At 41.8% G+C, this 23689-nt stretch carries 27 protein-coding genes and 2 pseudogenes; 10 read left to right on the forward strand and 19 right to left on the reverse strand.

The window, feature by feature from the left end:
• Positions 1-4 precede the first annotated feature (4 nt).
• The 4 genes and pseudogenes from IQO02_RS16390 (at position 5) to IQO02_RS16410 (ending at position 3589) form a co-directional block, all read left to right on the forward strand.
• Complete coding sequence (locus IQO02_RS16390; protein WP_016788140.1) at positions 5-1024, forward strand: phage portal protein; 1020 nt, start codon at positions 5-7, stop codon at positions 1022-1024.
• A 482-nt stretch (positions 1025-1506) separates the two neighbouring features.
• Positions 1507-1725: a hypothetical protein gene (locus IQO02_RS16395; RefSeq protein ID WP_193838606.1), complete on the forward strand. Its 219-nt coding sequence runs from the start codon at positions 1507-1509 to the stop codon at positions 1723-1725.
• 832 nt (positions 1726-2557) lie between these two features.
• Positions 2558-3276: pseudogene (locus IQO02_RS22590) on the forward strand (putative phage abortive infection protein).
• A gap of 61 nt (positions 3277-3337) precedes the next feature.
• Positions 3338-3589, forward strand: a complete 252-nt coding sequence (locus tag IQO02_RS16410) for an ogr/Delta-like zinc finger family protein (RefSeq protein WP_193838608.1) — start codon at positions 3338-3340, stop codon at positions 3587-3589.
• Here IQO02_RS16410 and IQO02_RS16415 read toward each other — a convergent pair.
• The 12 genes and pseudogenes from IQO02_RS16415 to IQO02_RS16465 all read right to left on the reverse strand — a co-directional run bounded on the left by IQO02_RS16415 (position 3586) and on the right by IQO02_RS16465 (position 10023).
• Positions 3586-3807, reverse strand: a complete 222-nt coding sequence (locus IQO02_RS16415; protein WP_193838609.1) for a hypothetical protein — start codon at positions 3805-3807, stop codon at positions 3586-3588. The genes IQO02_RS16410 and IQO02_RS16415 overlap by 4 nt on opposite strands.
• Positions 3808-3919: 112 nt before the next feature.
• Positions 3920-4303: pseudogene (locus IQO02_RS22250) on the reverse strand (replication endonuclease); the annotation flags it as partial.
• 24 nt (positions 4304-4327) lie between these two features.
• Complete coding sequence (locus tag IQO02_RS16420; protein ID WP_193838610.1) at positions 4328-4558, reverse strand: hypothetical protein; 231 nt, start codon at positions 4556-4558, stop codon at positions 4328-4330.
• 65 nt (positions 4559-4623) lie between these two features.
• A complete protein-coding gene (locus tag IQO02_RS16425; protein WP_193838611.1) occupies positions 4624-6732 on the reverse strand; it encodes a hypothetical protein in 2109 nt (702 codons plus the stop codon).
• Between the two features lie 3 nt (positions 6733-6735).
• Positions 6736-7266: a hypothetical protein gene (locus tag IQO02_RS16430; RefSeq protein WP_193838612.1), complete on the reverse strand. Its 531-nt coding sequence runs from the start codon at positions 7264-7266 to the stop codon at positions 6736-6738.
• The gene (locus IQO02_RS16435) at positions 7263-7493 is read right to left on the reverse strand and encodes a hypothetical protein (RefSeq protein WP_102518963.1); all 231 of its coding nucleotides are present in this window, start codon (positions 7491-7493) and stop codon (positions 7263-7265) included. The genes IQO02_RS16430 and IQO02_RS16435 overlap by 4 nt, the downstream gene beginning before the upstream one ends.
• Complete coding sequence (locus IQO02_RS16440) at positions 7493-7894, reverse strand: hypothetical protein (protein ID WP_016788132.1); 402 nt, start codon at positions 7892-7894, stop codon at positions 7493-7495. The genes IQO02_RS16435 and IQO02_RS16440 overlap by 1 nt, the downstream gene beginning before the upstream one ends.
• Complete coding sequence (locus IQO02_RS16445; RefSeq protein ID WP_017632641.1) at positions 7891-8334, reverse strand: DUF3850 domain-containing protein; 444 nt, start codon at positions 8332-8334, stop codon at positions 7891-7893. The genes IQO02_RS16440 and IQO02_RS16445 overlap by 4 nt, the downstream gene beginning before the upstream one ends.
• Before the next feature lie 2 nt (positions 8335-8336).
• Positions 8337-8741, reverse strand: coding sequence for a hypothetical protein (locus IQO02_RS16450; protein ID WP_026084426.1), 405 nt, complete (start codon positions 8739-8741; stop codon positions 8337-8339).
• Positions 8742-8851: 110 nt separating this feature from the next.
• Positions 8852-9145, reverse strand: a complete 294-nt coding sequence (locus tag IQO02_RS16455; RefSeq protein ID WP_016798827.1) for a hypothetical protein — start codon at positions 9143-9145, stop codon at positions 8852-8854.
• Positions 9146-9156: 11 nt separating this feature from the next.
• Complete coding sequence (locus tag IQO02_RS16460; protein WP_016793057.1) at positions 9157-9696, reverse strand: phage regulatory CII family protein; 540 nt, start codon at positions 9694-9696, stop codon at positions 9157-9159.
• 114 nt (positions 9697-9810) lie between these two features.
• The gene (locus IQO02_RS16465; protein ID WP_004742462.1) at positions 9811-10023 is read right to left on the reverse strand and encodes a hypothetical protein; all 213 of its coding nucleotides are present in this window, start codon (positions 10021-10023) and stop codon (positions 9811-9813) included.
• 88 nt (positions 10024-10111) lie between these two features.
• Between IQO02_RS16465 and IQO02_RS16470 the strand changes: the two genes are divergently transcribed.
• From IQO02_RS16470 to IQO02_RS16485, 4 genes are all read left to right on the forward strand, one after another.
• Positions 10112-10738: a helix-turn-helix domain-containing protein gene (locus IQO02_RS16470; RefSeq protein WP_193838613.1), complete on the forward strand. Its 627-nt coding sequence runs from the start codon at positions 10112-10114 to the stop codon at positions 10736-10738.
• Entirely contained in the window at positions 10739-12130 is a 1392-nt protein-coding gene (locus IQO02_RS16475; RefSeq protein WP_193838614.1) for a hypothetical protein, read from the forward strand. It begins immediately after the preceding gene.
• A 217-nt stretch (positions 12131-12347) separates the two neighbouring features.
• Positions 12348-14174 carry an AAA family ATPase gene (locus IQO02_RS16480; RefSeq protein WP_193838615.1) on the forward strand — a complete coding sequence of 609 codons (1827 nt, stop codon included), beginning with the start codon at positions 12348-12350 and terminating at the stop codon, positions 14172-14174.
• A complete protein-coding gene (locus IQO02_RS16485; protein WP_193838616.1) occupies positions 14171-15547 on the forward strand; it encodes a DUF3427 domain-containing protein in 1377 nt (458 codons plus the stop codon). Before IQO02_RS16480 ends, IQO02_RS16485 begins: the two co-directional genes overlap by 4 nt.
• Before the next feature lie 30 nt (positions 15548-15577).
• On the opposite strand, the gene IQO02_RS16490 is transcribed toward IQO02_RS16485, so the two are convergent.
• Together IQO02_RS16490 and IQO02_RS16495 are read right to left on the reverse strand one after the other, a co-directional pair.
• A complete protein-coding gene (locus IQO02_RS16490; RefSeq protein ID WP_193838617.1) occupies positions 15578-16444 on the reverse strand; it encodes a hypothetical protein in 867 nt (288 codons plus the stop codon).
• A 119-nt stretch (positions 16445-16563) separates the two neighbouring features.
• Entirely contained in the window at positions 16564-16944 is a 381-nt protein-coding gene (locus IQO02_RS16495; protein ID WP_193838618.1) for a hypothetical protein, read from the reverse strand.
• A gap of 151 nt (positions 16945-17095) precedes the next feature.
• Here IQO02_RS16495 and IQO02_RS16500 point away from each other — a divergent pair, with 151 nt between their 5' ends.
• On the forward strand, positions 17096-18127 hold the full coding sequence (locus IQO02_RS16500) for a tyrosine-type recombinase/integrase (RefSeq protein ID WP_193838619.1): 1032 nt from the start codon (positions 17096-17098) through the stop codon (positions 18125-18127).
• Between the two features lie 124 nt (positions 18128-18251).
• Here the strand turns inward: IQO02_RS16500 and IQO02_RS16505 are convergent, their stop codons facing one another.
• The 4 genes from IQO02_RS16505 to IQO02_RS16520 all read right to left on the reverse strand — a co-directional run bounded on the left by IQO02_RS16505 (position 18252) and on the right by IQO02_RS16520 (position 22235).
• Positions 18252-19295, reverse strand: coding sequence for a GMP reductase (locus IQO02_RS16505; RefSeq protein WP_016796868.1), 1044 nt, complete (start codon positions 19293-19295; stop codon positions 18252-18254).
• A gap of 867 nt (positions 19296-20162) precedes the next feature.
• On the reverse strand, positions 20163-20600 hold the full coding sequence (locus IQO02_RS16510) for a PAS domain-containing protein (protein WP_004731659.1): 438 nt from the start codon (positions 20598-20600) through the stop codon (positions 20163-20165).
• Position 20601: 1 nt separating this feature from the next.
• The gene (locus IQO02_RS16515; protein WP_010430576.1) at positions 20602-21606 is read right to left on the reverse strand and encodes a response regulator; all 1005 of its coding nucleotides are present in this window, start codon (positions 21604-21606) and stop codon (positions 20602-20604) included.
• 383 nt (positions 21607-21989) lie between these two features.
• Positions 21990-22235 (reverse strand): hypothetical protein, encoded by a 246-nt coding sequence (locus IQO02_RS16520; protein WP_010430578.1) that lies wholly within the window; start codon positions 22233-22235, stop codon positions 21990-21992.
• Between the two features lie 201 nt (positions 22236-22436).
• On the opposite strand from IQO02_RS16520, the gene IQO02_RS16525 reads away from it, so the two are divergent.
• Positions 22437-22874 (forward strand): Spy/CpxP family protein refolding chaperone, encoded by a 438-nt coding sequence (locus IQO02_RS16525; protein ID WP_010430581.1) that lies wholly within the window; start codon positions 22437-22439, stop codon positions 22872-22874.
• Between the two features lie 151 nt (positions 22875-23025).
• Here the strand turns inward: IQO02_RS16525 and IQO02_RS22255 are convergent.
• The coding region (locus tag IQO02_RS22255) for an MATE family efflux transporter (RefSeq protein ID WP_265575861.1) at positions 23026-23689 on the reverse strand (664 nt) is incomplete at its 5' end.

A 23689-nucleotide genomic window follows, 5' to 3' on the forward strand; every position in this document is an offset into this window, starting at 1 on the left:
ATCAATGACTGAACAGACAACAGAAATAATCACGAAAGAATCCGCTAATGATGAAAGCTTAATGTTTAGCTTTGGTGAGCCAGAAATCATGGACCGTGATTTCACCAACTACGAATACAACGAGCTTTACTACAACGAAGACGGAAACTACTGGGAACCGCCACTCGATAGAGCTGGCTTAAATAAACTGACTCGGGCTAACGCTTATCACGGTTCTATCTTAATGGCTCGCCGTAACATGATTGCGGGCCGTTACACCCAAGGTGGAATGCAGAAGCAGCAAATGCAATCCGCCGTACATGACTTCTTAGAATTTGGTGACACTGCCCTGCTTAAGCTGCGTAATTACTTTGGCAAAGTCATTGGGCTATGGCCTATCCCTACGATGTATTTACGTAAACGTAAGAACGGTGACTTCGCATTCTTAGAGCGAGACGACAAACAGAAGAGTTACAAGAAAGAAGACATCATTTTCATCAAACAATATGACCCAGTGCAGCAAGTCTACGGTGGACCGGATTACCTTGGTTGTGTTCAATCTGCTTTGCTTAGCCAGGACTCCACCACGTTCCGTCGCCGTTACTATAAAAACGGTTTGCACATGGGCTTTATCTTCTATGCGACTGACCCGAACTTGAGTAAAGACGATGAGGAAGACCTAAAGCAGAAGATGGCTTCAAGCCGTGGCGTGGGGAACTTCCGGTCGATGTTCATCAACATTCCAAACGGCAACGAAAAAGGGATTCAGTTGATACCCGTTGGCGACATTGCAACAAAAGATGAGTACGAGAAAATTAAAAACGTCACCGCACAAGAGGTGATCACCGGTCATCGCTTCCCTGTGGAACTAGCCGCAATCATTCCAAACGGTGGTACTCGTGGTGACCCGATTAAATTTGATTACGTTTACTGTAAAAACGAAGTGATACCCGCTTGCGAAATGTTCATGGATGCAGTGAACAGCGACCCAGAAGTACCAGAACACCTGCATTTGACCTTCAATTTGGACAATGTCGCGGCCTAAGTAGCATGATGTTTTTTGCAATTACACTTTTGACTGCAATTTACGCTCAGCCCTTTCTTCATAAGGGCTGATATACAACTCAAACGATCGTCACAAAACACAAACGATCATTAAAAAATCGACCTAAAATACAAAAATCCATACATTTCAGATAGTTAATGAAACCAACCAGATCAACACTGGTCGTCATAATTTCAATTCCTTTCAATTTTTTGCACTCTTCGCAATTTTATTGGGCGCTCTATAAGCCGTTTTAAGGACTGTTAACTCGCGGCAAGCACCGTTATTCCTAAAGGGCTAGCGGCTTGTTAGCCTTCCATAGCGGCGCCAGAATTTCACTGAAATAGAATTGCGAAAAAATGAGATCGAAAACGCTTCAGGTGGGGAGGAGGAGTGCGTTTTCCGTCGCACTTACATTCGCTTTCCGTATCTTGTTAAAGCTGTTAGCATCAGGACGACTAAAAAAACAATAAGGAATATTTATGACGACTCAGTTTGTTTACATCGTTCCAGACGAGCTAGGTGAAACAGGTTGCGCAACAGCAGAGCGAGAAGGAAAAGAGCTGCTAACAGAACTAACTAATAAAGGTTGGAAAAATATTTCGGAAATCCGAATAGAGATTCACAATATGAATGTCATCGCTAGCTGGGTTGTGAACAACGAAACCCATAATGCAGCCCATGGGACAGACCTCGCTTAATTCCACAAAAATTGCTCTCATTAGAGGGCATTTTTCAAATATACAAACACCTGCTCTTCTTCAATTTGTGATGCTTTATTAGTCTTTAAGACACGCTCACCGTTTTGGTTTATCGTAAATTCAAAGGGTTATACAGCACATAATCATAACTTTTAGGTTAATGTCTATTTACCTAAATTTGTATATATGGAACAATATTCTTTATTTTTTTGAGGAATGTAAGGTGAAGAAGTTCCTAACTTGGTGTTTAGCCGTACTTACTTTTGCAATAAGTCTATGGGGTATTGGAGCACTTTTTGTTCAAAAATCATTATCAAATGCGACTGCTGAAGTACTAGCTGCTCCCAAAAGTACAACCCCTGTTATCAAAGCATTTTTCAGCACGAACACACTTTACACATTAACTTTTATTATTTTTGTATTGGTGATTGGTCTTACACTTTTTCACTTCGTGCCAAAAGCAAAATTTAAGCGACTCAATAGCAATATAAGTAAGCACTTAAATACAGCTACAACTAATGACAGCGCTCTACTATCGTCCCTTTCAAAGTTAATGATCGTTGCTGCAGCTTTCTTTTCAGGGCTTCTTGTCATGAATCTAAGCTTTAGCTTTCTAGGTTTTCAAGAACAAATGGGAGTGTTTGGTGACTTCCTTGGAGGGGTCCTCAACCCTATACTCAGCTTTTTGAGTTTAATAGCAATACTATTCACGATAATTCTGCAGTCAAAAGAATTGAAAGAAACTAGAAAAGAAATTAAGAGATCTGCAGAGGCACAAGGTAAGGCTGAAAAAGCCCTACACCAACAAGCATTTGAAAATACTTTTTTTAACATGCTTAGCCTACACAACAACATAGTTCAGAATCTCGAGTTTACCAACCTATATGACCTCGGCGAGTACTACGAGACTAGAAATAAAAACTGCATCCAAGGACGAAACGTATTTGCTAAACTCAATACGCTGTTGAGTCACAAGGTAAATCTCTACTTCGGCGATGATGAACTATCTTATGTACGTCTTAATGCAAAGGAAACCGCGTCTCGATTCCACATCCTTCAAACTAAAAATAATCAAGTTCTAGGTCATTACTTCCGCAACCTTTACCAAATTATCAGCTTCGTAGATTCATATACATCACTCACATTTGACGAGAAAAAAAGTATTTAAAAATATTAAGATCTCAACTTTCAAGTGATGAGCTAGCACTACTCTTTCTCAATGGTCTTGATGTCGCAGTAGATAAAGGACAATTCCGACGACTACTTATTAGGTATGAGCTACTCAAACACATTTCATTTGGTACATATGGAGATGAAGGAACGATTGAGTTCATTAAACAAGTTAACCGGGGAGACGAAGTTGTTCTGTCAATCAAAGGTTGTTTTTACATCACACTTGAACAGATCGGAAAATATACTTTGTTTGTCCACGATTCCCTTTTGCATTCTAGTGCATTTGGTAAAGAGAATGATGGGTTTGAGCTATATAAATCAGCAGGGCTCCTAGGTAAGATTTCCCCTAAACAGTTCGTAGAGTCAGATAAGTCATGATGATTAACTGAACATAATTTAGTACCATGGACCTATCAGACAGATAGGTTCATGGTGTCATATGAGAGTAATTTGCCCCGAGTGTAGTGAGAAAGCCCGCATACAAAAATCAAACCGTATTTCAGCGGGTTATAGCGATTTATATTGTAGTTGTAGTGACCCCGAATGCGGCCATTCTTTCGTGATGAACTTAACCTTCAGCCACACTCTTAGCCCTTCGGCTAAAACGACTTCTCAGTTAGCTTTTGAAATGGTTAAAGCCCTGGCACCCGATCAGCGCCAAGAACTCAAACAGCAGCTATCAATTCTCTAAAGTTTAAACTCAGGGCTATCTCCACCATCAGCCATCTCGATTAGCTGCTTCATAGTGGCTAACTTTTCAGGCTTCAACTCTTCTCTTTGGTCCGCAACCAATAAACTCATCAAATAAATACCTACATCAGCTCTGCTTTCACCTTCAGTGCTGAGTGCTACAGCATCTATAATGAACTCCATCGCTTGTAAAAATATGTCCTGTTGTTTTAATGACATAGCTCTACTCCAAACCCAAAAGACTGGATGAATATACAGTACTTTTGTAAATATTCATACAGTGTTTTTATGAAGCGAGATTCACCCCTCATTCTGATAACTAATCTAAGCTTCATATCAGCGGCCATTCAGCGGTTTCAGGGAAGAACGACAAATTAGGCTGTTCATATTCATAATCGCCATCTTCTCCAACTAAAGGTTCAGGCTGTTTTGCCTCGAAATTATCTAACCAGCTTAAATCTGGTTTGCGTTGGTACTCTTCAACCAGCTGGGCATGGCGAACCGTGCCGCATGGTAGGTGCTCCGCTGGGCGGATTCTTATACTCGTTTCATCATCTATTCGAATTGAACTACCTTGTTGCAGCGCGATTAGAGCTGACCCATCAATGTTTGGCGGAAACCCACCACCTACAGAGTAAGGTTCTAATAATCGCTTAAGCTGATCGCTGACCTGTACTTTCTGCGGTAGCGTACAGTTATTGACAGAACTCCGAGAATCTATAGCGGGACAATCGCCCCACTAACCTTTCATATCGCCATATTGCCTCATAGGCTTACCCACTAACTGTTCTAGCTTACGCTTTCTGGCTGCCTTAGCTTCTGGGCTATTACTTGGATGGTTGGGATCTTCTGCTTCTTCTATTCTTCTTTTGGCTTTAACTTCAGCCTCCGTTAACCAAGCTTCAGAACCTACAGTATGATTCTTATTAGCGTTGTATTCAGAAAATCGTTCATTCTTACTTTTTGGCATAATTTACTCCACTCTATTAGTATCTACTCTAATATTGGACAAAAAAATTTGAATTACAATATTCCTTAGAGGTGAAATTCTGCTTTGTACAACAATGGGTTATATAGACCTTCTGCATATTCTAATTGAACGTTCATCCAGTAACTTTTTTCGTCGTCACCCACATCCAAAATGGGAGGGCTATCTTCAAATACAGCCTTCCAATAGGCTCGCCGTTCCTGGTGATGGATAAAGCTCCTTTCGTAGTACTCATCAGCCTCTTGCTTGAGGTCAGTCAAATTAATATCTCTACATTCCATCGACCAGCCTCGAGCGCCAGCAGCCCAGAACAAGAATTCATCTACTTTTGTTTTTGACTCGTCACCTTCAAATGTCACTGAGAACCGGTTCCCACTAGAGGCATGTACCCCTCGTTCACAGATTTCTTTGTTTACCTTTTCCGCCTGCTTTTCTAGACGGATAATGCGGCTCTGCATCTTGTCGGTGAGTGATTTCGGTTTGCCTTGTTTAATGGCTATCGCCTTGGCCTTAATCGTTTGGTCTTTAGCAACCTTCAGCTTTGATATTCTCCGCTTTAACGGTTTTTTCCACTGGTCTAGCTTATGGCCAAGTTCTTTAATCACCGCCGTCATGTTGTCAGCTTCGAACGATGCCAAACATTGCCATTTGGGCGCTCTTGTACATTTGGATATGCTGTAACGATTTCCCTTTATCAGCCCTTGTGTTGACTCCCCTCCTTTGGCAGCATAACCCACGGCCTTGATGATGTAAGAGCCGGCAGCCTTTGGCTTTTTGATTCGCTCGAGCGTTGCAAATCCGTGTCCCCAAATTTTTTCCAGTCGTTTTGCCCAGGCACTAAAAAACCTAGGTTCAACATTCCACTTTAAAAGAACATGTACGTGAGGGTTGGGTTCACCATCCTCATTCGCTGGGCACTCAGCGACCCAAATGTAGTGAAAGTCGAGAGGTTTATTTGTTGGTCCCATGTCACTTGACTTACCAATATGAGCCGACACTTTTTCAGCTTTTAAATCACAGTATTTCTGCCCGCTATCGTAATCGATTTGAAGAGTATGATCAGCGACCCACCCCCTTTGGTACATTTTCTTCATCGCATCGAGAATCCGAGAGACCTCCTTACCCATAGTGGTTTCAATGGTTTTCTCTAAGGTGAACTCAGTTGTCGGCTTATCTTCCAAGCGACAATAATCACCAGCTATCTCACCATCCACATTCATCAACTTAGTCCGAGGTCTATTGGCAAATGGGACAGTAGAATAAGGTCCACCAATATCCATGACCGGTAACGCCACCCGTTTCTCTGCAGAGCTACTCGCGTAAGTCACCATGTTTCTTCGATAGCGGATAGGATGTCGCGCGCCAAGATGACCTAGATCAGACTCATCGGCCATACCGCCAAAAATCGCTAAGCGCTGAGCTTTGGTAAACGTTAGGGTTAGGAACGTGGTGAAACCATCGTTGCAAATTGCCGAATACGCCGCACTTTCGAAAATCTGGGTAACAGCTCGCTTGGTTAATTTGTCTGTATACCTATCACCGCTGTTTGCCACAGGTGCTTTGCTTGCCGGTGTTTGTGTTATGTGCTGAATACGATACTGGTTGAAACATTCTCGCTGTTGCAGTTGTACCGAAGTTGGAAGGATTTTTGGTTCGCAGCGGTTTTCCCTCCCCTTCTCACGCAACACGGCAGGCTGATTTCGCTCTGTAGAGCCATAGAGCGAGTCGTGATTGAAATACGACTCCGGGCTCTGCAACTCTTCTGGCGGGTTCACAACCTTGCCCAAAAGTCTCAGAGTTCGACGATTTCGCTCAATTCGATGCCTGTATTTTTCTGTCTGACTTTTGCACCCTTTGACTAGCCTAGCCTCTTCGGCGATTCTCGCCGCCGCTTCGCGGTCGTGTTCCGTGAGATGGTTAAGCGCTTTAAAGAGATCGGTCGATTTCTGAAGCTCCACTTCTCGCTTCGATTTCTGATTAAAAACGCGATCGTAAATCGGGATTTTCTTCACTAAACCTGAATCTAAAAGTGCTTGCTCTTGGGCAGTGTAAATTTTGGATACTAAAAAACCAGCGTTAAAGCTGGCATCGTTTCTACGAATTTTGTCGAGGGGCATCACAGCCCCTACGCTATAGAGGAGATCATTCAATTCCATGCATCAACACCCATCACTTAAGTAAGATACACGACCGACACTTTTGCGGTTCTTGTAGTTGAACAATCTCAATTCAAGACAATCTGAAGGTAACAATTCATACTCAAAGCAAGTAATGTATTTATCTATTTTCACAGCAGTGCGCTTCAAAATACTTTGCTCAGCTTTCATCATCTGCATTGTGGTCATTGCAGTTTCTTCAACAATGTTTCGCTTAGCTTTCCGAAAACACAAAGTAAGATCATAAAACTGAGAGTTGGCAGCCATACGCTCTAACCGATAACGAAGCTTAAACACATCTTTCGCCGTGTAACACTCAAGGCGCTCGACAATCTCAACTCGCTCTACAGTGTACTTTTTCCCTTTCTCATCTAACTTGTTCAGTACTGGCGTCAATGAATTGAAAAACACTTCAGCACCAGCCAAAGACCAAGCAGTTTGGACCTGCCCTTTCTTACCAAACTTGGAAAAGTAACGACCATTAATCTTGATAATGAGAGCTTGTTTTTCAGGCGTTTCTAAAAAGTCACTCATAACCCTGCTAACTCCTGTGTATCCATAATCATGTGGCCACCCGTATGATTGCCTTTGATAATCACCCCGTTCAAAACGTGCTGGCAGTTGAACAGCTCGCAAGCCGTATCAATCGCTGGCTCTGGTGAGTCAAACTCACCCAACAACACGTTCTTCACTTCGTTAGTTTCATCATGGCGAACAACGCCGCCACCGCTGTTCAGGGCAACTGCTACATAACTCAACATCAGCAAGCCTCCACTGTTGGGTAGCCATGCTCATCGGCCATATCACGCCACCACATTTGCATTTGAGTAGTTTGAGAAGTGGACTTATTACAAGCCGACACAAAGAACAGCGCACGAACGGCACCTAAAGCTTGATTTGCGATATCTCGGTCAGAAGCCGTGTTGTAAACCACAATCCAAAAAGCCCACCAAGCGGTAATGAAATCTTCCAAGCAGAGTCCCTGTTCAGTGCCGTTAACATTCACAAGTAATGCCCGAGTAGAGTCCAAGCTCAGCACATCGCCCTGGCTAGTTTCTGTGATATTGAAAACACGCATGAACTGTTCAATCTTGCGAGTAGTAAACCCTTCTGAACGCAACGCGTGGTTTAAGTCTTTCTGATAAACAGAGATAGTGCTCATGCAGCCTCCTCCCCTAACTTTTTAAGTAGAGACGTTGCCTCTGTAGCAAAATAGCGTGAGTCTTGAATCTGTCTTTCTAGATCAGCGGTTGTGAGTCCTGCCTCTCGAACCACGTCAATACCCGCTTCCATGCAATCGGCAGCTTCAACTAAACGATCTCGTAAATGCCCCATCAAAATCACACTGTTTAAATGAGATGAATTTGAAAGAGAAAGAACGCACACCTCTTTGCTTAAACCAAACTTACCGCCTTGAAGTACGTGCGTAATTTCATGAACCAGGGACGCACCCGTTTTATGGCCTTCGCTGTCTACTTCATGCTGTATCAACACATCGTTGGCTTGATAGTTACGATCATTGACTCGAATTTCAGCCGTTTTACGACCTAAACGAACCTCGTTGAAAAACTCTGATTGGGTTTTTACTTCATGTAATTTCATGCTTACGCCCCCACTGCCGATAAACAGAACTGTTCGAATTGATATAACGCTTCATCGTCAAAGTGGCCTAAGTCACGGAGGCCAAGCATTTCAAGAAACAGATGGCGGTTACTCATATCTAAGTTCGCCCAATGGTGAAGCTGTGAAACTTGTTCAATCGAACCGTTGCGGTACCAACTTGGAAATGAATAGCCAAAGAACACACGAGCTCGATCACTTTCCATTGCTTCTTTGATGTCGGCCAACACGTCTTCTTGTGGGCGGTGGGTAGCAATAGGTTCTTGCTTCTTCGCGATAGCATCGAGCTGGATAAGAACTTGGTGTTGCTGCTCTTGATTGCTTGAATTAAAACGCTCTGCGATTTGGTTAAAAGACTGACTAAATAGGTGTTCTTCAATATTACTCATCATCATTTCCTCAAATTTTGGATATAAAAAACCCTCCCTCCTTAAATCAAAGAGGGATAAAGGGTGTAGGCATAACGCCTAGTAGCTAGGTTTGTTTGGGTGTAACTGGCTTATGACCAGCGCGAAAGTACATCCTGTGCGTTGGCATCAATTCGGTTAATTTCCCGTGAAAGGCGCATTTGTTCAGCGCGGCAATCACTCTTGGAAAACTGAGCTTGTAACTCTTCACGCTTTGAGCGAAGTGGCTTTAGTTGGCGCTCACCAAGTTCTCTTCGCGTGCGCTGTAATGCTGAAAGGCCACGTTCTTTTTGCTCACGGTTCAAAGACCAACAAGGCAAATCAGGACATGGGTTTTCTAGTGGTGGTACATCTAGGTTTGAATGTTCGACTGTTGCAACTGACATACTATTTTCCTCTAACTTAAGCCGGGAATAGCCGAACCATTGGCGACCAAATCCACACTCATAGCTAAGAATGGGGAAACGCCTTTTGTGCGGCTTTCTATATCGTTTATAAGAAGCACAAGGTTGCTAATACCCGCTTGTGCCTTTTGGATAATGACGTGTTTGTTGGTGCGACTAAGGCGATCTTGTCCTGCATGCTCTAAAGCCATACGGGATAAATCACCAGAGTGCATCGCGTTTTCTAATGCGCGTTTAATAAAGGTTTCTTCACTCGCATCATTGGGAATTTGTGCGGTCACCACACCGAGGCCAAGCAAAAGGCTATTAAGAATGGTGAAGTTGCCACTCGCCTTGGTGATCATCACAAGTTCTACACTGGTAAGGATGTGCGGCTGCTCTGGGTTGAGCTTGTTACGCAGCATAGTGGCATTCATATCCACGGCCTTTGCTAACTTGGTCATGTTCTCCGAGTTCGCAAATGCACAACACGCTTCGTTAAATGCCTTTTGTTTAGAGCCACGGAATTCGCACATTGAGTCAATTTCGTTCATAACCAATACTCAATTGAAGACAAACGGGACGAAAACGAAGCCCCAACCAAGAACATTGAGCCACAACGGGCAATACTCCTTGGTTGGAATTAGGGAAGATAAACGCATGACGGCCTACCCCAACTTTTCCATAGCTTCACGAGTCGCCATTTCTACTAAGGCGATCATATTGATGAGAGGGGTTTCTTTACCTTTTGCTTTAGTTTTAATAGGTAAGCGGCCGTCGGCTACCCAATCCATGATGGTGCGTTTAGGCATTCCAGAGAACTGAGAGTATTGGTCGTACGTCATGAAAGGCGTATTTAGGACTACTTGATATGAGAGCATAGTGATATCCTGTTAAGTTACTAAATGTTGAACACCGGACTTACGAGTTGCAGCTCGCAGTCCATTTGAATTGGATTATTGATCGTATATGCGAACAAATCAAGCCAAATTGACCTCTTTTGATTATCAAGGTGGGAAGCTTGTCACAGATAGGCTCCATGAAATCCTAGGAACCAAGACAATCAGAGAGCTCGGCGAAAAACTAGACATTTCTGCTTCTACAATAGCCACTTGGCATAAGCGTGCGCTTTGCCCTTTCGAAATTGTGCTAAGAGCACATATGTACACAGGTGCATCTTTGAAGTGGTTAACTCTTGGAGAGGGGGAGCCATTTCCGAACAGGGAATCTCAAAAACACCAATCAAAACGCCTTGAGACAAAATTCTTGTTCGATATTGACTCATTCAACATTAAGCATGGAAAGCTTGAGAACCTACAAACTCTCACGTTCGATAAGTCTTATTTAAATGACATTGAAGTAGCCAATCCAATGGCAATACGTGATGGAGAAAATACGTACATCGTTGACAAAGAGAATCAACAAGCAATTAGTGGTACGTACTTAGTAGATATGGACGGCCTACTCTCACTAAACGACATTCAGCGCCTACCAGGTAAGAAACTAGCGATCAGCTTTAACGGTTCAACTCTAACAGTCGAAGAAGATGACGTGAGAGTTGTGGGTAGAGTAGCGCTGGTGATGGAGAAGAAGTAAGTGAATAGTTCTAGTTATTATGTAGGTAATACAATTATCTTCCATGAATTCAATGACTCCGCAGAACAAGTCAAAGACATCCTTTTAGCTACCCGCAATGACATTAAACGTCCTTATTCCGCCTATGTAGACCAAGAAAAATTAGATTTAGTCACTTCTTTCAATAGTGCCATAGATAATATGCTCGCTTACACTTTGAGTGAATCTGAAAATATACAACTACATATTATAAATAATTACCTTACTGCATTTGAACTCTTTAAAGAGAACGTTGAAGACGATCTAGGTGAAGAGGAACAAGCAACGTTGTCTAGTCTTTGGCGGGCTTCACTTCCTCTTTTACAGGCAAAAAATATCATACAAAGTAGTCCGGTGGAGGTGGGAGTTACAATTGAAGATTTAGAAGAAAAATCTGCCGAATTACTTAGCCGGCACACTGAAGAATTAGATGCTATAAAACAAGAGATTATTAATGAGTCTGACAATTTGAAAATATTACGGGATAATATTCAATCAGATATCAAGCATGAGCTAAAAATAGCCATGGGTAAAATAAGCGCCTTGTCTGATAACTTTATAAACAACATCAACTACAACATAAATGATATAGAACAGGCGTCAATAAAAAGGATGTCTAGCCAATCATCTGAGCGTTTAGAAGAACTTAAAAAGGTTCAAGATGGAGCTCTACAGAGCTTTAATGGTGCTATAGATGACAGAATAGATTCTATATCAGGAAGAATAGATACTGAAGTTTCAGCATTTGAATCTAAAAAGATTGCTTTAGAAAATGTTATAGGGGCAATTGGGGGTGCTTCGATGTCACATGAGCATAAAGAACAAGCCCGTCAAGAATTTAGAGCCTTTGTTTTTTTCCAACTAACTGGCTTCATTATGCTAATGTTAGCCATTGCTAGTACCCTCACTATTTTCGGGTCTTCGTTAGGATTTAAAGTTCCTATGTTAGAAAGTATCTTTTCGGTTGTTGAACTAACTTCTGTAGATAAGCTTTCTGCAGATTTAACGACTTCGACTGAACCGTCGAGTTTAGTATGGTTTTTACAGCGTATTTCTTTAGTGTTATTACTTACAGCCCCCGGTATTTTCTTACTAAAAGAAGCAACTATTCATCGTCAAAAAGAAAATCTATATCGTCAACGTGGTATTCAATTGGCGGCGATAGAGCCATTTATTGACGAGTTCCCTGATGATGAAAAAGTGAAAATAAAGAAAGAGTTGGTTAAAAACTTCTTCACATTTCATGATGGAAAATCAGATACGAAGAATGTTCCAGATTTCATACGTGATATGAAAGAAGCCGTGGGGATTGCAAAGTCAATAAACGCTCAAACAAAGACAGTTTCTCAGCGCTTCAACAGAAAGGCAAAATAAAAAGGAATTTAAATGCTTCTTGAAATGACAATATTGATACTAATAGGTCTTGTGATTTTTTATTACAAATATCAGAAGTATAAATTCAAGAAGCGTTTACAAGATCCCGAATACTTTCAAGCCTTAGTAACTAGACATGATATGCCGATAACTAAGCAACAAGAGCTTTGTAAAAGCTTTGGGCTATCGCACTTTACTAATACCTCCAAGATTAATGATGACCAATAAATTAACTAATAACATTGATAAGATTGCCTGCTTTGAGGGTATTAACTTGCCTAACGAATGGACTCTGACTAACCTCAAACAAATCAACTTTTTCATTGGTCCCAATAACTCTGGTAAGAGTAGAAAAATTCGAGAGCTGTTTACTAGTGACATAAACCAATGGTTGATTGATACATACTCATATCCTGCAATTGGTGTATTGGAACACGCAAGAGAGATTATCGAAGAGAAAGCATCCGTCCGCCGAGATATCCAAAATTATGTTCGATATGCTAATATTGAAAAAATAAAAGGGACACTTGACAATCTCATATCTACTAACCCTCCGATTGGTATATTTCAGCTAGCTGACCACATTTATAGAAAATCTATCGGTAGCATTGGAGATAGTTCTGCTTCAAAACAACTTGCAGACATTCTAATTGAGCCTTACACATCTGAATATAAGAAAGAAATCAGTCATGTTGAATCTTTCAACAATATTGATTGGTCATCTACTTATATCCCAACCTTACGCAGTCTGCGAAACCTCGATCCAAAAAACGATTTGTTAACTACAAGAACAAAAACTGATTACTTCCGTGATGTAAATAAATTGGGTCTGATTTTTACGGGTCACTCACTGTATCAAGATCTAGCAAGACATCTACTTGGCACCCATGAACAACGCCAAATGGTAAGAAAGTACGAACAATACTTATCCGAAAAATTTTTCTTTGGCCAAATTATTTCTTTAGTGCCCATGATTGAGAAGGATGTCGTTTACTTTAAAGAAGGTGATAAAACCGAGCGTCCAATTTATGACTTGGGTGATGGCATTCAATCTATTATCATTTTGACCTTTCCTATTTTCATGGCAGATCAACCAACTATTTTCTTTATTGAAGAGCCGGAACATTATCTCCATGCAGGCCTACAACGGACATTAATAGAAACATTCGCTCAGCATGAAGAACATATGTTCTTTATGACCACGCATTCGAATCACCTATTAGATCTCGCGCAAGAACGTGGAGACGTGGCCATCCAACAAGTGCATCAAGAAAATGGTGAGACAGTAGTAACCCCTACTCAAGAATATGGTGATTTACTCGATAACTTGGGAGTACGCGCGTCTTCCGTATTGCTAGCTAATTGTTCCATCTGGGTTGAAGGCGTTACTGACAAGCTCTACTTACGCACGTACATGAAAAAATATATTCAAGAGCTTCGCGACAATGGGCACACAAAAAGAGCGAATGAACTCAATAGCTATCATGAAAATCTACATTATGTTTTTGCCGAGTACCAAGGTAGTAATATCACTCACTGGGCATTCGGAGAAGAAACGACGGATACTCAAACTCCTGCTAAAAAGCTGAATAAGAACATATTACTCATCGCTGATGCTGATATTGATGGAAAAGGAAATCGTACAAAAGATCTCAAGGGGGCTTTGGGTGATGGTTTCCTGTTACTTAAATGGAAAGAAATAGAAAACTATATCCCTCAGAACATTCTTGTTGAAACAGCAAAAGCCAGGTGGGGAACATTCAGACAAACGGATGGATGTTCTATTGATCGTTTTGCCAATATAAAAAACAATAGATTTGAGAAAGAAAACGAAGGTATCGGTCGAGTACTTGAAACCTATGTTACTAAGGCGCCCGGTTTGGAGCGAGATTTCTACAAAGATAAATCAGGTACTATTAAAGACAAAGTTAAGTTTTGTCATACGGCTATAAAAATCATGGATGAACAAGACTGGAAGCTTACACCTGAATTAAATACTTTGTGTAAGAGGCTTTGGGAGCATATTGAGGTACACAACTCATGACCGAGCTATTAACGAATACAGGATCACCTATCCCTTTAGCACCAGGTACAGGTAGAATCTCGAACCTACTCACCTTGTCATCACCTTTGAGCACTAGTCATATCTATTCAGCTGTTGAGGCATTCGAGGGGCTTGATGGCAAGGTCAGTACTTATAAAGACTCAACCGATTATGATGTCGTCATTAACGATAACACCTACCCCCCAAAGGCCATTTTTGGTTTAGCTTTGTCTAAGTTACTCGATGCGACAGTCCAGTCAAAACACTTCGCTGGAGGTAAAACGAGTGAATGCTTTAAAGTACTCCAGAAGCTAGGCTTCGAGATTAGAGACAAAATCAAAAGAGAAACTGAGATTTTTGATTATTCTAACTTTGAAATTGGGAAACTGTACTCCAAGTTAGAAGCAATCGACTTAGCTGGTGCAGCTCCTCCAAAGCAAGTTCGCGATATAACGGGTATTACTCGATTCAAAAACTGTGTAGTTCTATTCGTTACTCTAAATAAAGAAGACAAGGAAGATGCCCATAAATACAAAGATTCATTTGTATTAAGTGGTAAACAGTTTCATTGGGAGTCACAAAACGCCAACACCCCATCAACTCCTCATATGGAGATGATCATTAACAAAGAGCCGGTGGTTCTTTTCGCTCGCGTTCATCAAAAAATTAAAAGTAAAACGCAACCTTTTGTATACGTCGGTCAGCTAAGTTGCATTGACTACAGTTATCCCATAGACAGTAAAAAGATCCCTGTTGAAGTAATTTATCAGGTCCTTGATCATCAACACCCGGCGAGTGGCTTTTTAGGTGAGTTATATTCATGGACTTCGCATGAAGAGTTGGAAGCCAACGACAAAATAGACATTTCAGACGTTGTTCTAACCGAAACGGAAGCTCCAAAGCCCTCTACTAGAAAGAAGTCACCAAAAAAAGGGACCAGGAACGCAACGAATAAAACTAACAACTGGGCCGATATTGATGAGAGAAATCGCAATCTTGGACTAGCCGGAGAAGAACTCGTGATAGCACATGAAAAGCAGTATCTCATGAGTATAGGGCTATCCGACCTTGCAGATAAAATTACTCATGTAGCTAAGAAAGATGATTACGCAGGTTACGACGTGAAGTCATTTGACGAGAATGGTACCGAGAAGTTTATTGAAGTTAAAACAACTGAGAAAACGATAGGAACTGCTTTTTTCATATCAAGGAATGAAGTTGAAGTTTCTCGTGAACTTGGGAGTCAGTATTGGGTATACCGAGTTTACGACCTAAACAAAAAGACTGGCAAAGCAAAATTTTACCCTTTAAATGGGCCCGTCGAAGATCATTTTGATTTGGTCCCTGAAAACTATAAAGCCCGCGTTAAATAATTAAAGCCCCAGTTAGGGGCTTTATTGTTACTAAGATACCGGCTCTTCTATCGCTGTAACATTCATTTTTCTAAACGACAGATACTTGGTAAAACCAGTACTAATAATCGCTTTGCCATTAGCAGAGAATCCTACATGCCCGACGATAATAACGTCTGAACCATCCAGCTCTGAAACTTCAGTCAATTTGAAGTTCTTTAACAACTGTTCTTTTAATGAAGATGAAAGACTGACACTCGGCTCCTTCCTATAATCGCCGTAATTCAGCCACAACGTTCCATTCTTATCGACGTTTAAGTTGTTAATCGTTCCCCAGAAGATGAACTCCTTACCAATATGCTCGCGGCTTACTGAAGATATTGGTACCAAGAAGTCAGACAGCAGCCCTTCAATAACTGCTCTACCGCCATCTGTAACGATTTTGATGGTTTGCCCTCTATCTGCATAATGAGGGTTTCGACAAAGGTTTGTCAGTAGAGCTCTTAGTGATTTATTTAAAGGGAAACCACTACCATTACCCAAGCCTTTGGATTGCTTACTGCTTACGCGTGTTGATTCTTCGTCACCGTGCAAACCATTGTCTTTGGAAACATAAAGAGAGTTAGCACCGGTTTTATCCAGATCGACTTTTAAATCGGCGGTTGTTTCACCATCACCGTCTTTATCTTCATCAACATCGTCACTACTAAATAACACCGTTGACGCATCACACCCATCTTCATGCTTAGCACCAAAGCAAGCCATTCGATTAACTTTGGCTGTTGAGTAACCTTTAACAAACCAAGCTTTCTTACCACAAACAGTGCAGTCGATCAGGCCTCGGTACTTTTCAGGATTGGCTTCGTAATCCTCTGTTGTACATTTACTACCATTTTCTCTATAAGTGCAGGTGATCATAGATTATGCAACCGATTGATTTGAATGATAACACTCTACCAAACTTATAAGATTCTCAGCTTACAATCATATGCACAATGTGACCTATATCTTACGTTTTATAAACTATCTCATTAGTATTAAAACAATCCGAATACATTGTTTTTCCCATCTTGTTCAAAGCCTTTGATCTGATGGTGTTTTGGCTCCCCACCAAACAATAAGATATACAACTTCCGGTCTTGATACGTCCCCACTACATAGTGGTCTTTTTGTATCACGTATTCGATAGTTTCGGCTTCCTCATCAGTGCACAGATACTTAATATCGACCAGCTTCACCCACTTCAAACCGATCACGTTATCTGCTTCTATAAACCCACCAAATGGCGCCTTAAATCGATTACCTAGCTTCAAAAGCGCTTCAATCATTCCTTGATTCTTATTATTTATCCCTATTGGACCATCACTGTTGATCTTGAAAATGCTGTAGCCAGCCGTCACTTGAATTGATTGAAACATAGAAAGCCCGTTTACTACTGTCGACTTTTCAACGTACTAACGTGTTTCTTACTAGGGTGCGAGTCATGTGCTATTCCCCCAATATAAAACATTGTTCTACGTTTTAGCCTGAATTATACTGTTTTTATATACAGTTATTTTAGGCTTTATTATGTCTACCCGCAATTTAAAAGATGGCTCAACCAAACCTTGGATCTGCGAATGTTACCCAAACGGGCGATCGGGGAAGCGCGTTCGTAAGAAGTTTGCGACTAAAGGCGAAGCCAAGGCTTTTGAGCTTCACACAATGAAAGAGATTGACGATAAGCCCTGGATGGGAGACAAGCCGGATCACCGAAGGCTGTCTCAACTTATCGAGCTTTGGTATTCGCACTATGGTGCAACCCTTACCAAAGGCAATGTCATTCATAGTAAATTTCTAAGAATGGCTAACGCGATGGGTAACCCTATCGCGACAGTTTTTAATGCAAAAACATATTCTGAATTCAGAAGTAACCGAATGAGTGGACAAATTAGCTTTGTTGATGCGCGCTGGCAAAAAGGAGCGCCTAGTATCGCAACGCTAAATTCAGAACTCGCTCGATTTAAAGCAATGTTCAGCAAGTTAAAAGAACTTGGGGAGTGGAAAGGACCGAACCCATTGGAGGAAGTGAAGCCATTTAAAGATCACGAACGTACCATGTCTTTTCTTCATAAAGAGCACATTACTTTGTTACTTGAGCATGTGTCTAAACACAGCCGAACAGATATGCTGAAAATAGTGAAGCTATGTCTCGCCACCGGGGCTCGCTGGAATGAAGCAGCTCAGCTAAAAGGCTCTCAGTTAAGCAAATATAAAGTTACGTTCACCAACACCAAGACGAAGAAGAATCGCTCAGTACCCATCTCTGAAGCGCTTTACAACGAGATATACAAACCAACCTCAGGGAAGCTCTTTGAAGAGTGTTATACACCTTTCTGCTACATATTGAAGAATAAACTGGGCATCACCCTACCCTCAGGGCAAGCCTCCCATGTTTTGCGTCATTCGTTCGCAAGTCACTTCATGATGAATGGCGGCAATATTTTAGTGCTAAGGGACATTCTAGGCCACGCCGATATCAGCATGACAATGCGCTATGCCCACTTCGCACCTGATCACCTATCTGAAGCAATTATCCATAACCCTCTTTCTAACCTGTAACCTGTCGCCACAAAATTTTTTGCTCGGCTGTCGCCACTTTGTCGCCACTTGCCAAATTTCAGGTAGAAAAAGAGCCACTCTAAAGTGGCTCAATTCCTAAAATTTTAAACAAGTGTTTTAAACGTTATTCGCGACCGAATACGTTGTTTTCTTGCTCTTGCACTCGGATGAAAGTCGTACGCTTAGTTAGCTCTTTAAGCTTTGCTGCGCCTACGTATGTACAAGTTGAACGCACACCGCCAAGGATGTCAGAAATTGTATTATGAACAGAACCACGGAACGGAAGTAAAACAGTTTTACCTTCCGCAGCACGGTACTTAGCAACACCACCTGAGTGCTTATCCATAGCCGACTGTGAAGACATGCCGTAAAATTTCATGTATTGCTTACCGTCTTGCTCTACAACTTCACCGCCTGACTCAGAGTGACCAGCTAGCATGCCGCCTAGCATTACGAAGTCAGCACCACCGCCGAACGCTTTAGATACGTCACCCGCACATGAACAGCCACCGTCACCGATGATCATGCCGCCAAGGCCGTGTGCTGCGTCGCCACACTCGATGATTGCAGAAAGTTGAGGGTAGCCTACGCCTGTTTTAACACGTGTAGTACAAACTGAACCTGGGCCGATACCAACCTTAACGATGTCTGCACCCGCTAGGATTAGCTCTTCAACCATATCACCTGTTACAACGTTACCTGCAGAGATCACTTTGTCTGGGAATTCAGCACGTACTTTTTGTACGTACTCAACTAGGTGCTCTGAGTAGCCGTTAGCGATATCAATACAGATAAATACGAAATCTTCGCTAAGAGTCATGATTTGCTTAACTTTTTCAAATTCAGCTTCTGACGTACCCGTTGATACAAATACGTTGTTCAGTGTTTTCTTGTCTGCTGTTTTAGCGAACTCAGCCCACTGCTCTACTGTGTAGTGCTTGTGTACTGCAGTCATAACACCGTGCTCTGCTAGAGCAGCTGCCATTTCAAAGCTTGCTACCGAATCCATGTTAGCTGCAATTACTGGAGTACCAGACCATTGACGACCGCTATGCTTGAATGTAAAATCGCGGGTTAATTCAACTTGAGAACGGCTTTTAAGGGTAGAACGCTTCGGACGGAAGAGTACATCTTTGAAACCTAACTTAAGTTCTTGTTCGATACGCATGGTGTTTTCCTTGATTCATAAAATTATGTGTCTCTCGCGAAATGCGTAGTAAAACCGTTGGCAGACGAGTTTACTTTTCTTCGGACACAAAAAAACCGGAGCGTTGGCAGACGCTCCGGTTTTCAGCATTATAGGTCGTGATTTAGTAACAGCAAGTCTGATATTTCACTTTTTTTTATGCTATGCTCTCAAAGATTCCATACCTGCTTCAAACCCCTCAGCTTTACTTTTCCACTAAATTCTTATTAATTAATAACTTAGCGAACTATTCACGCAAACGCTGTCGATTTATTGCGCAATCGTTTTCCTCCCTATTTCACTCAATATCACCCTCATTAAGCAAATATGTGAAGAAAGTGCCTCGAAATCACATAAAAATCACACTTTTCTCCAACAAAAAATTGTCTTTTTTCTTAAATAAATTCGATTTTTTCCCAAATTTTCTTTGCTCTCGACCAAATTAGGTAATCTCATCACCTTGCCAACTAGCCCCAATTTGGAAAAGCACTGTGCAATGGGTTCGATTTTGAGGTCGAGATTCATTTGGGTTTGAGAATCCAGCCCTCGCACTCCATTAAATAATGCTTTCAAGCTCAAGCTTTATAAATCTAATTTCTATTAACCCGTAGCATTACCGTTCCAAAAGCACATTTCGTGGCTGCCCTTTCGTTCATTTAACCTGGAAGACTCTGCAAAGCGCACAGAAAAAGAAGATTGGTTGACGTGTAAAACTGGGGGGAAAGACAAGATTTAAAGAATAGAAAGCAAAAAAATGGCTAAAGTGGTTAACCTTAGCCATTTTTATTCGCTGATCAGACTGATGCTAATACGCACATAGAAAATTGCTGTTTAGTGAATAGAGCAGTGCTAGTTCTTTTGAGAAACTAACGCTTCAGCGGTCGCATCTTGAATAGATAAGAACAATGAGCTGACTTGCCCTGTTGGTGAGCGCATTGGGTTCAGCGTCACGTTCTGATACATGAAATCGGCTTGTTGGGTTACTGGCCTAACGTTACGACACTTAAACAGATAAGGCCTTTGTTGCCATGTAATGAAGCTGCGGCAACCTAGGTCATAGACTGGCTTGGTTTTCAGCCTAAACCACTCTTCAGGGATCTCAGGGAATAACTCAAAGATCGACTTACCGATCGCATCATGCGATTGCTTACCGCTATGGTGCGTCATGAAGCCATTCCAAACTTGTACCTGAAAGTCACGATTAATGACCACCAGCCCCATATCGACGTTTTGAACCATGTCCACCATCCAGTGGAACTGTTCAAATTCAGCAGGAAGATTCAGCATATTAAAACTCCTCCATTAGGTAGGCCAATTTGTTGTCTAGAAGAGGCAGAGACTCATCGACAAACATAAACAAAAGGTCACAACGGATAGAAGTGCCATCAATGTTGTAGCTGACTTCGAAAGTCATGGTCTTCTTAAATGAGCCACTTGTATTTTCGATGACCGAATCGATCGAGATGTGTTGCCCGAGCAGTACAGGAGAGCTCTGGAAGAAACGAACTTCAGATTGCTCCCCTAGTCCATTCAAGAATGAGCCTACAAGGATGTTAGATACATCCATCAGTAGCTCTAATTCTTCCAACTGTTCGCTTTCGGTTGGCACTTTCATGAGCTTTTTAAGGTCGCTCACACTGGAATCGCTCAACAAGACTAATGCTTCGCCTGCGATGCCTTCTCCGCTGAAACCTTGGCAAACACCCGATACTTGGTCATTGTCAGCTAGGTCACGAAGTGCCATGTGCAATTCACTCACTTCGAAGATGTTAACGTTCGGCAGTGGTAAATGAACAAACACATTGAAGTGACGAGCCAATGCATCTGCTGCACGACCAATCGCTACGTTCGCAACTTCCATGTAGATGTCACGTCGGCGAAGAATTGGGAGTTCTAAAGGCGAAGGCGTAATGAGTTGAGGCTGTTTTGGTGGCTCAACATGCTCACGTAAAATGGCTTTTAACGCTTCTTTATCGATCGGCTTTTGCAAAAACGCTTTAGCACCAAGGTCCATTACCTTCTGTTGCGCTTTTGGCTGGATATCACCAGAAACAACCACAACAGGTGTGGTATCACCTAAACGTTGCATCTCTTCCAATGTGCCATAGCCGTCTAATTCCGGCATGGTGAGGTCGAGGAACATAAGTTTGAACTGGTTTTGAGCTAACTCTTCAAGTGCATTAAGCCCATGAACAGCAAAAGTTATATCTGCATTTAGAGAACTAGGCAGTGACCGAGCCATTTGCTTCCTTGCTAACGCAGAATCATCACATATAAGAACTGGGAACGACATAAATGCACCACCGACAAATTAAAGCTAACTGGCACGAGTGTAACAGATCATTATGGTATCAGGTACGGGGTGAATAGATTTATATGTAGATTATTAGTAAGAATGATGAAACAGGCAGGTAAGCTATTATTTGACATTATTCTTTATGAAAAACAATATGCTACAAAGGTAATAACAAACTGTAATTATAGAGCAATAGCACTTTTTTGGGTGAAACAACACGGCGAATTTATGAAATGCCAGCCTTAATAAGTGGGTTTATTATGGCTCGAACGACTCATACATTTATCGCCTTTATAGGTCCAACAAACAAGCGCAAACAAAGTAGCACTGACCCACAAGGCGAGTATCCAAAAGTTAATGTAAACGCTATGGGAAAAAAGCTAGAACTGATAGGACGGCCATAGAATCAGTAACGCAAAACGTATGATCACGGCAAAAACCAATAGAGCGATCCCTAAACGGTACCATTTATATTCAGCTATATTCATTGGGATACGCTTGTAAAACATCGTAATCACCCCTTTCCAATCGCTACTGCGCCTTCCATATTGCATCATGCTTGTTAAAACAAACAGTGCACCAAGCACCAACATTCCTTTTTCAGCCCAGAACAATCCAACTTCCATTTGTGCATTCCTTGATAAAACATTAAGCAACTCGAATCATTCTAGTCACCTTTTAGCTCGGTTTCTGTAAGACCAAGGTCTAACTCGTTTTCTGCTTATCTAAACATAGTACTGAATTGAACGCAGTTAACTGAACGGCGTGTTCATCTCGAGTTCAGCTTGGCTACCTATACTCATGTTTCCATTAACAGGAGAAACTCAATGAAATCACTGAAAAAGTCGCTTTGTGTCTTAACTGCTTCAGCTTTACTCGTTACCGCTCCGTTTGTGAGTGCTTCATCACCACAACAACTGCCTCAGCCAGTATTGAGCCCGCTACAAATGGTCATTGCTTCTTTAAACCTAACCGAAGAGCAACAAGCAGAAGTGTTCTCTTTTGTAGAAGACTATCAATCCGATAGAACAGAGATTGATATGGATAAAGCAATAGAGCTTAAGAAGAAACAGATCAGCCTTGTGACTCAACCGGATTTTGATGAAGCTGAAATGGAAAAGGTCATCGACACGGTTCAAGCAACCGAGAAGTCGATGGTGATGCAAGAAATGCGTCTTAAGAACAACATCTATAACGTGTTGACTGAAGAGCAGAAAGAGCAATTCAAAACAATGATGAAGTCCGTGTTGTCTGGTAACAAATAGACGCCACTCTTTGCCTTGATAGCGATAGGTTAATCCTTGCCCGTAGATACATATCGCATGCAACATAAGACCGAATCAGAAAAATGAGAACAGAAAAAGCCGCAGTCGTTACGATGACTGCGGCTTCTGTGTTTAATGTGTAACTAGCGGCTCACGAATAAACATGATTCGATAGATCCGGGAACTTGCTGTTCTTTTGAATGACACGCATCAGTTGGATGAGCAGCAGAATACCTGTCACACCCAAACCAACACCGATTCCGCCCCAAATTCCTGCTAATTCGAACTTAGGCATCAAATACCAAGCAGCAGGTAGTCCAAATACCCAGTAACCAATGGCAGTCATTACGGTTGGCATCGAGACAATCTTCATGCCTCTTAACAGATTAATCGCCAACAGTTGCCAAGCATCAACAATAAAACACAGAGCGACGACCCAAATAACAGAAGCCAGCAATGAAGTCATCGCCCCTGTACCATCATCCAATTTGAAGATAGAAGCGATCATTTCCGGCCACAAGATAAACACGGCAGATAACACCACGCTCAATACCGATACTAAAATAAAGCTCTGAATTGACGTTCGTTTAATTCCTTCAAAATTACCCGCACCATAATCGCGTCCCACCAAAATTGCGGCTGCTTGCGAGAAACCGAAATTGAAGTTCCAAGTAAAGCTTAAACATTGAAGCAAGATTTGATGCAGCGCCAACGAGGCAATACTGATCGTCCCCGCCATTAAGGTGCCGCCGTAAATAAGCCCATGCTCAAGCAACGCCGCCAAGCCGATAGGTAAACCCATTAACAACAACGGG

The sequence above is a fragment of the Vibrio sp. OPT24 genome (assembly GCF_015163545.1).
Classification (GTDB): Bacteria; Pseudomonadota; Gammaproteobacteria; order Enterobacterales; family Vibrionaceae; genus Vibrio; species Vibrio cyclitrophicus.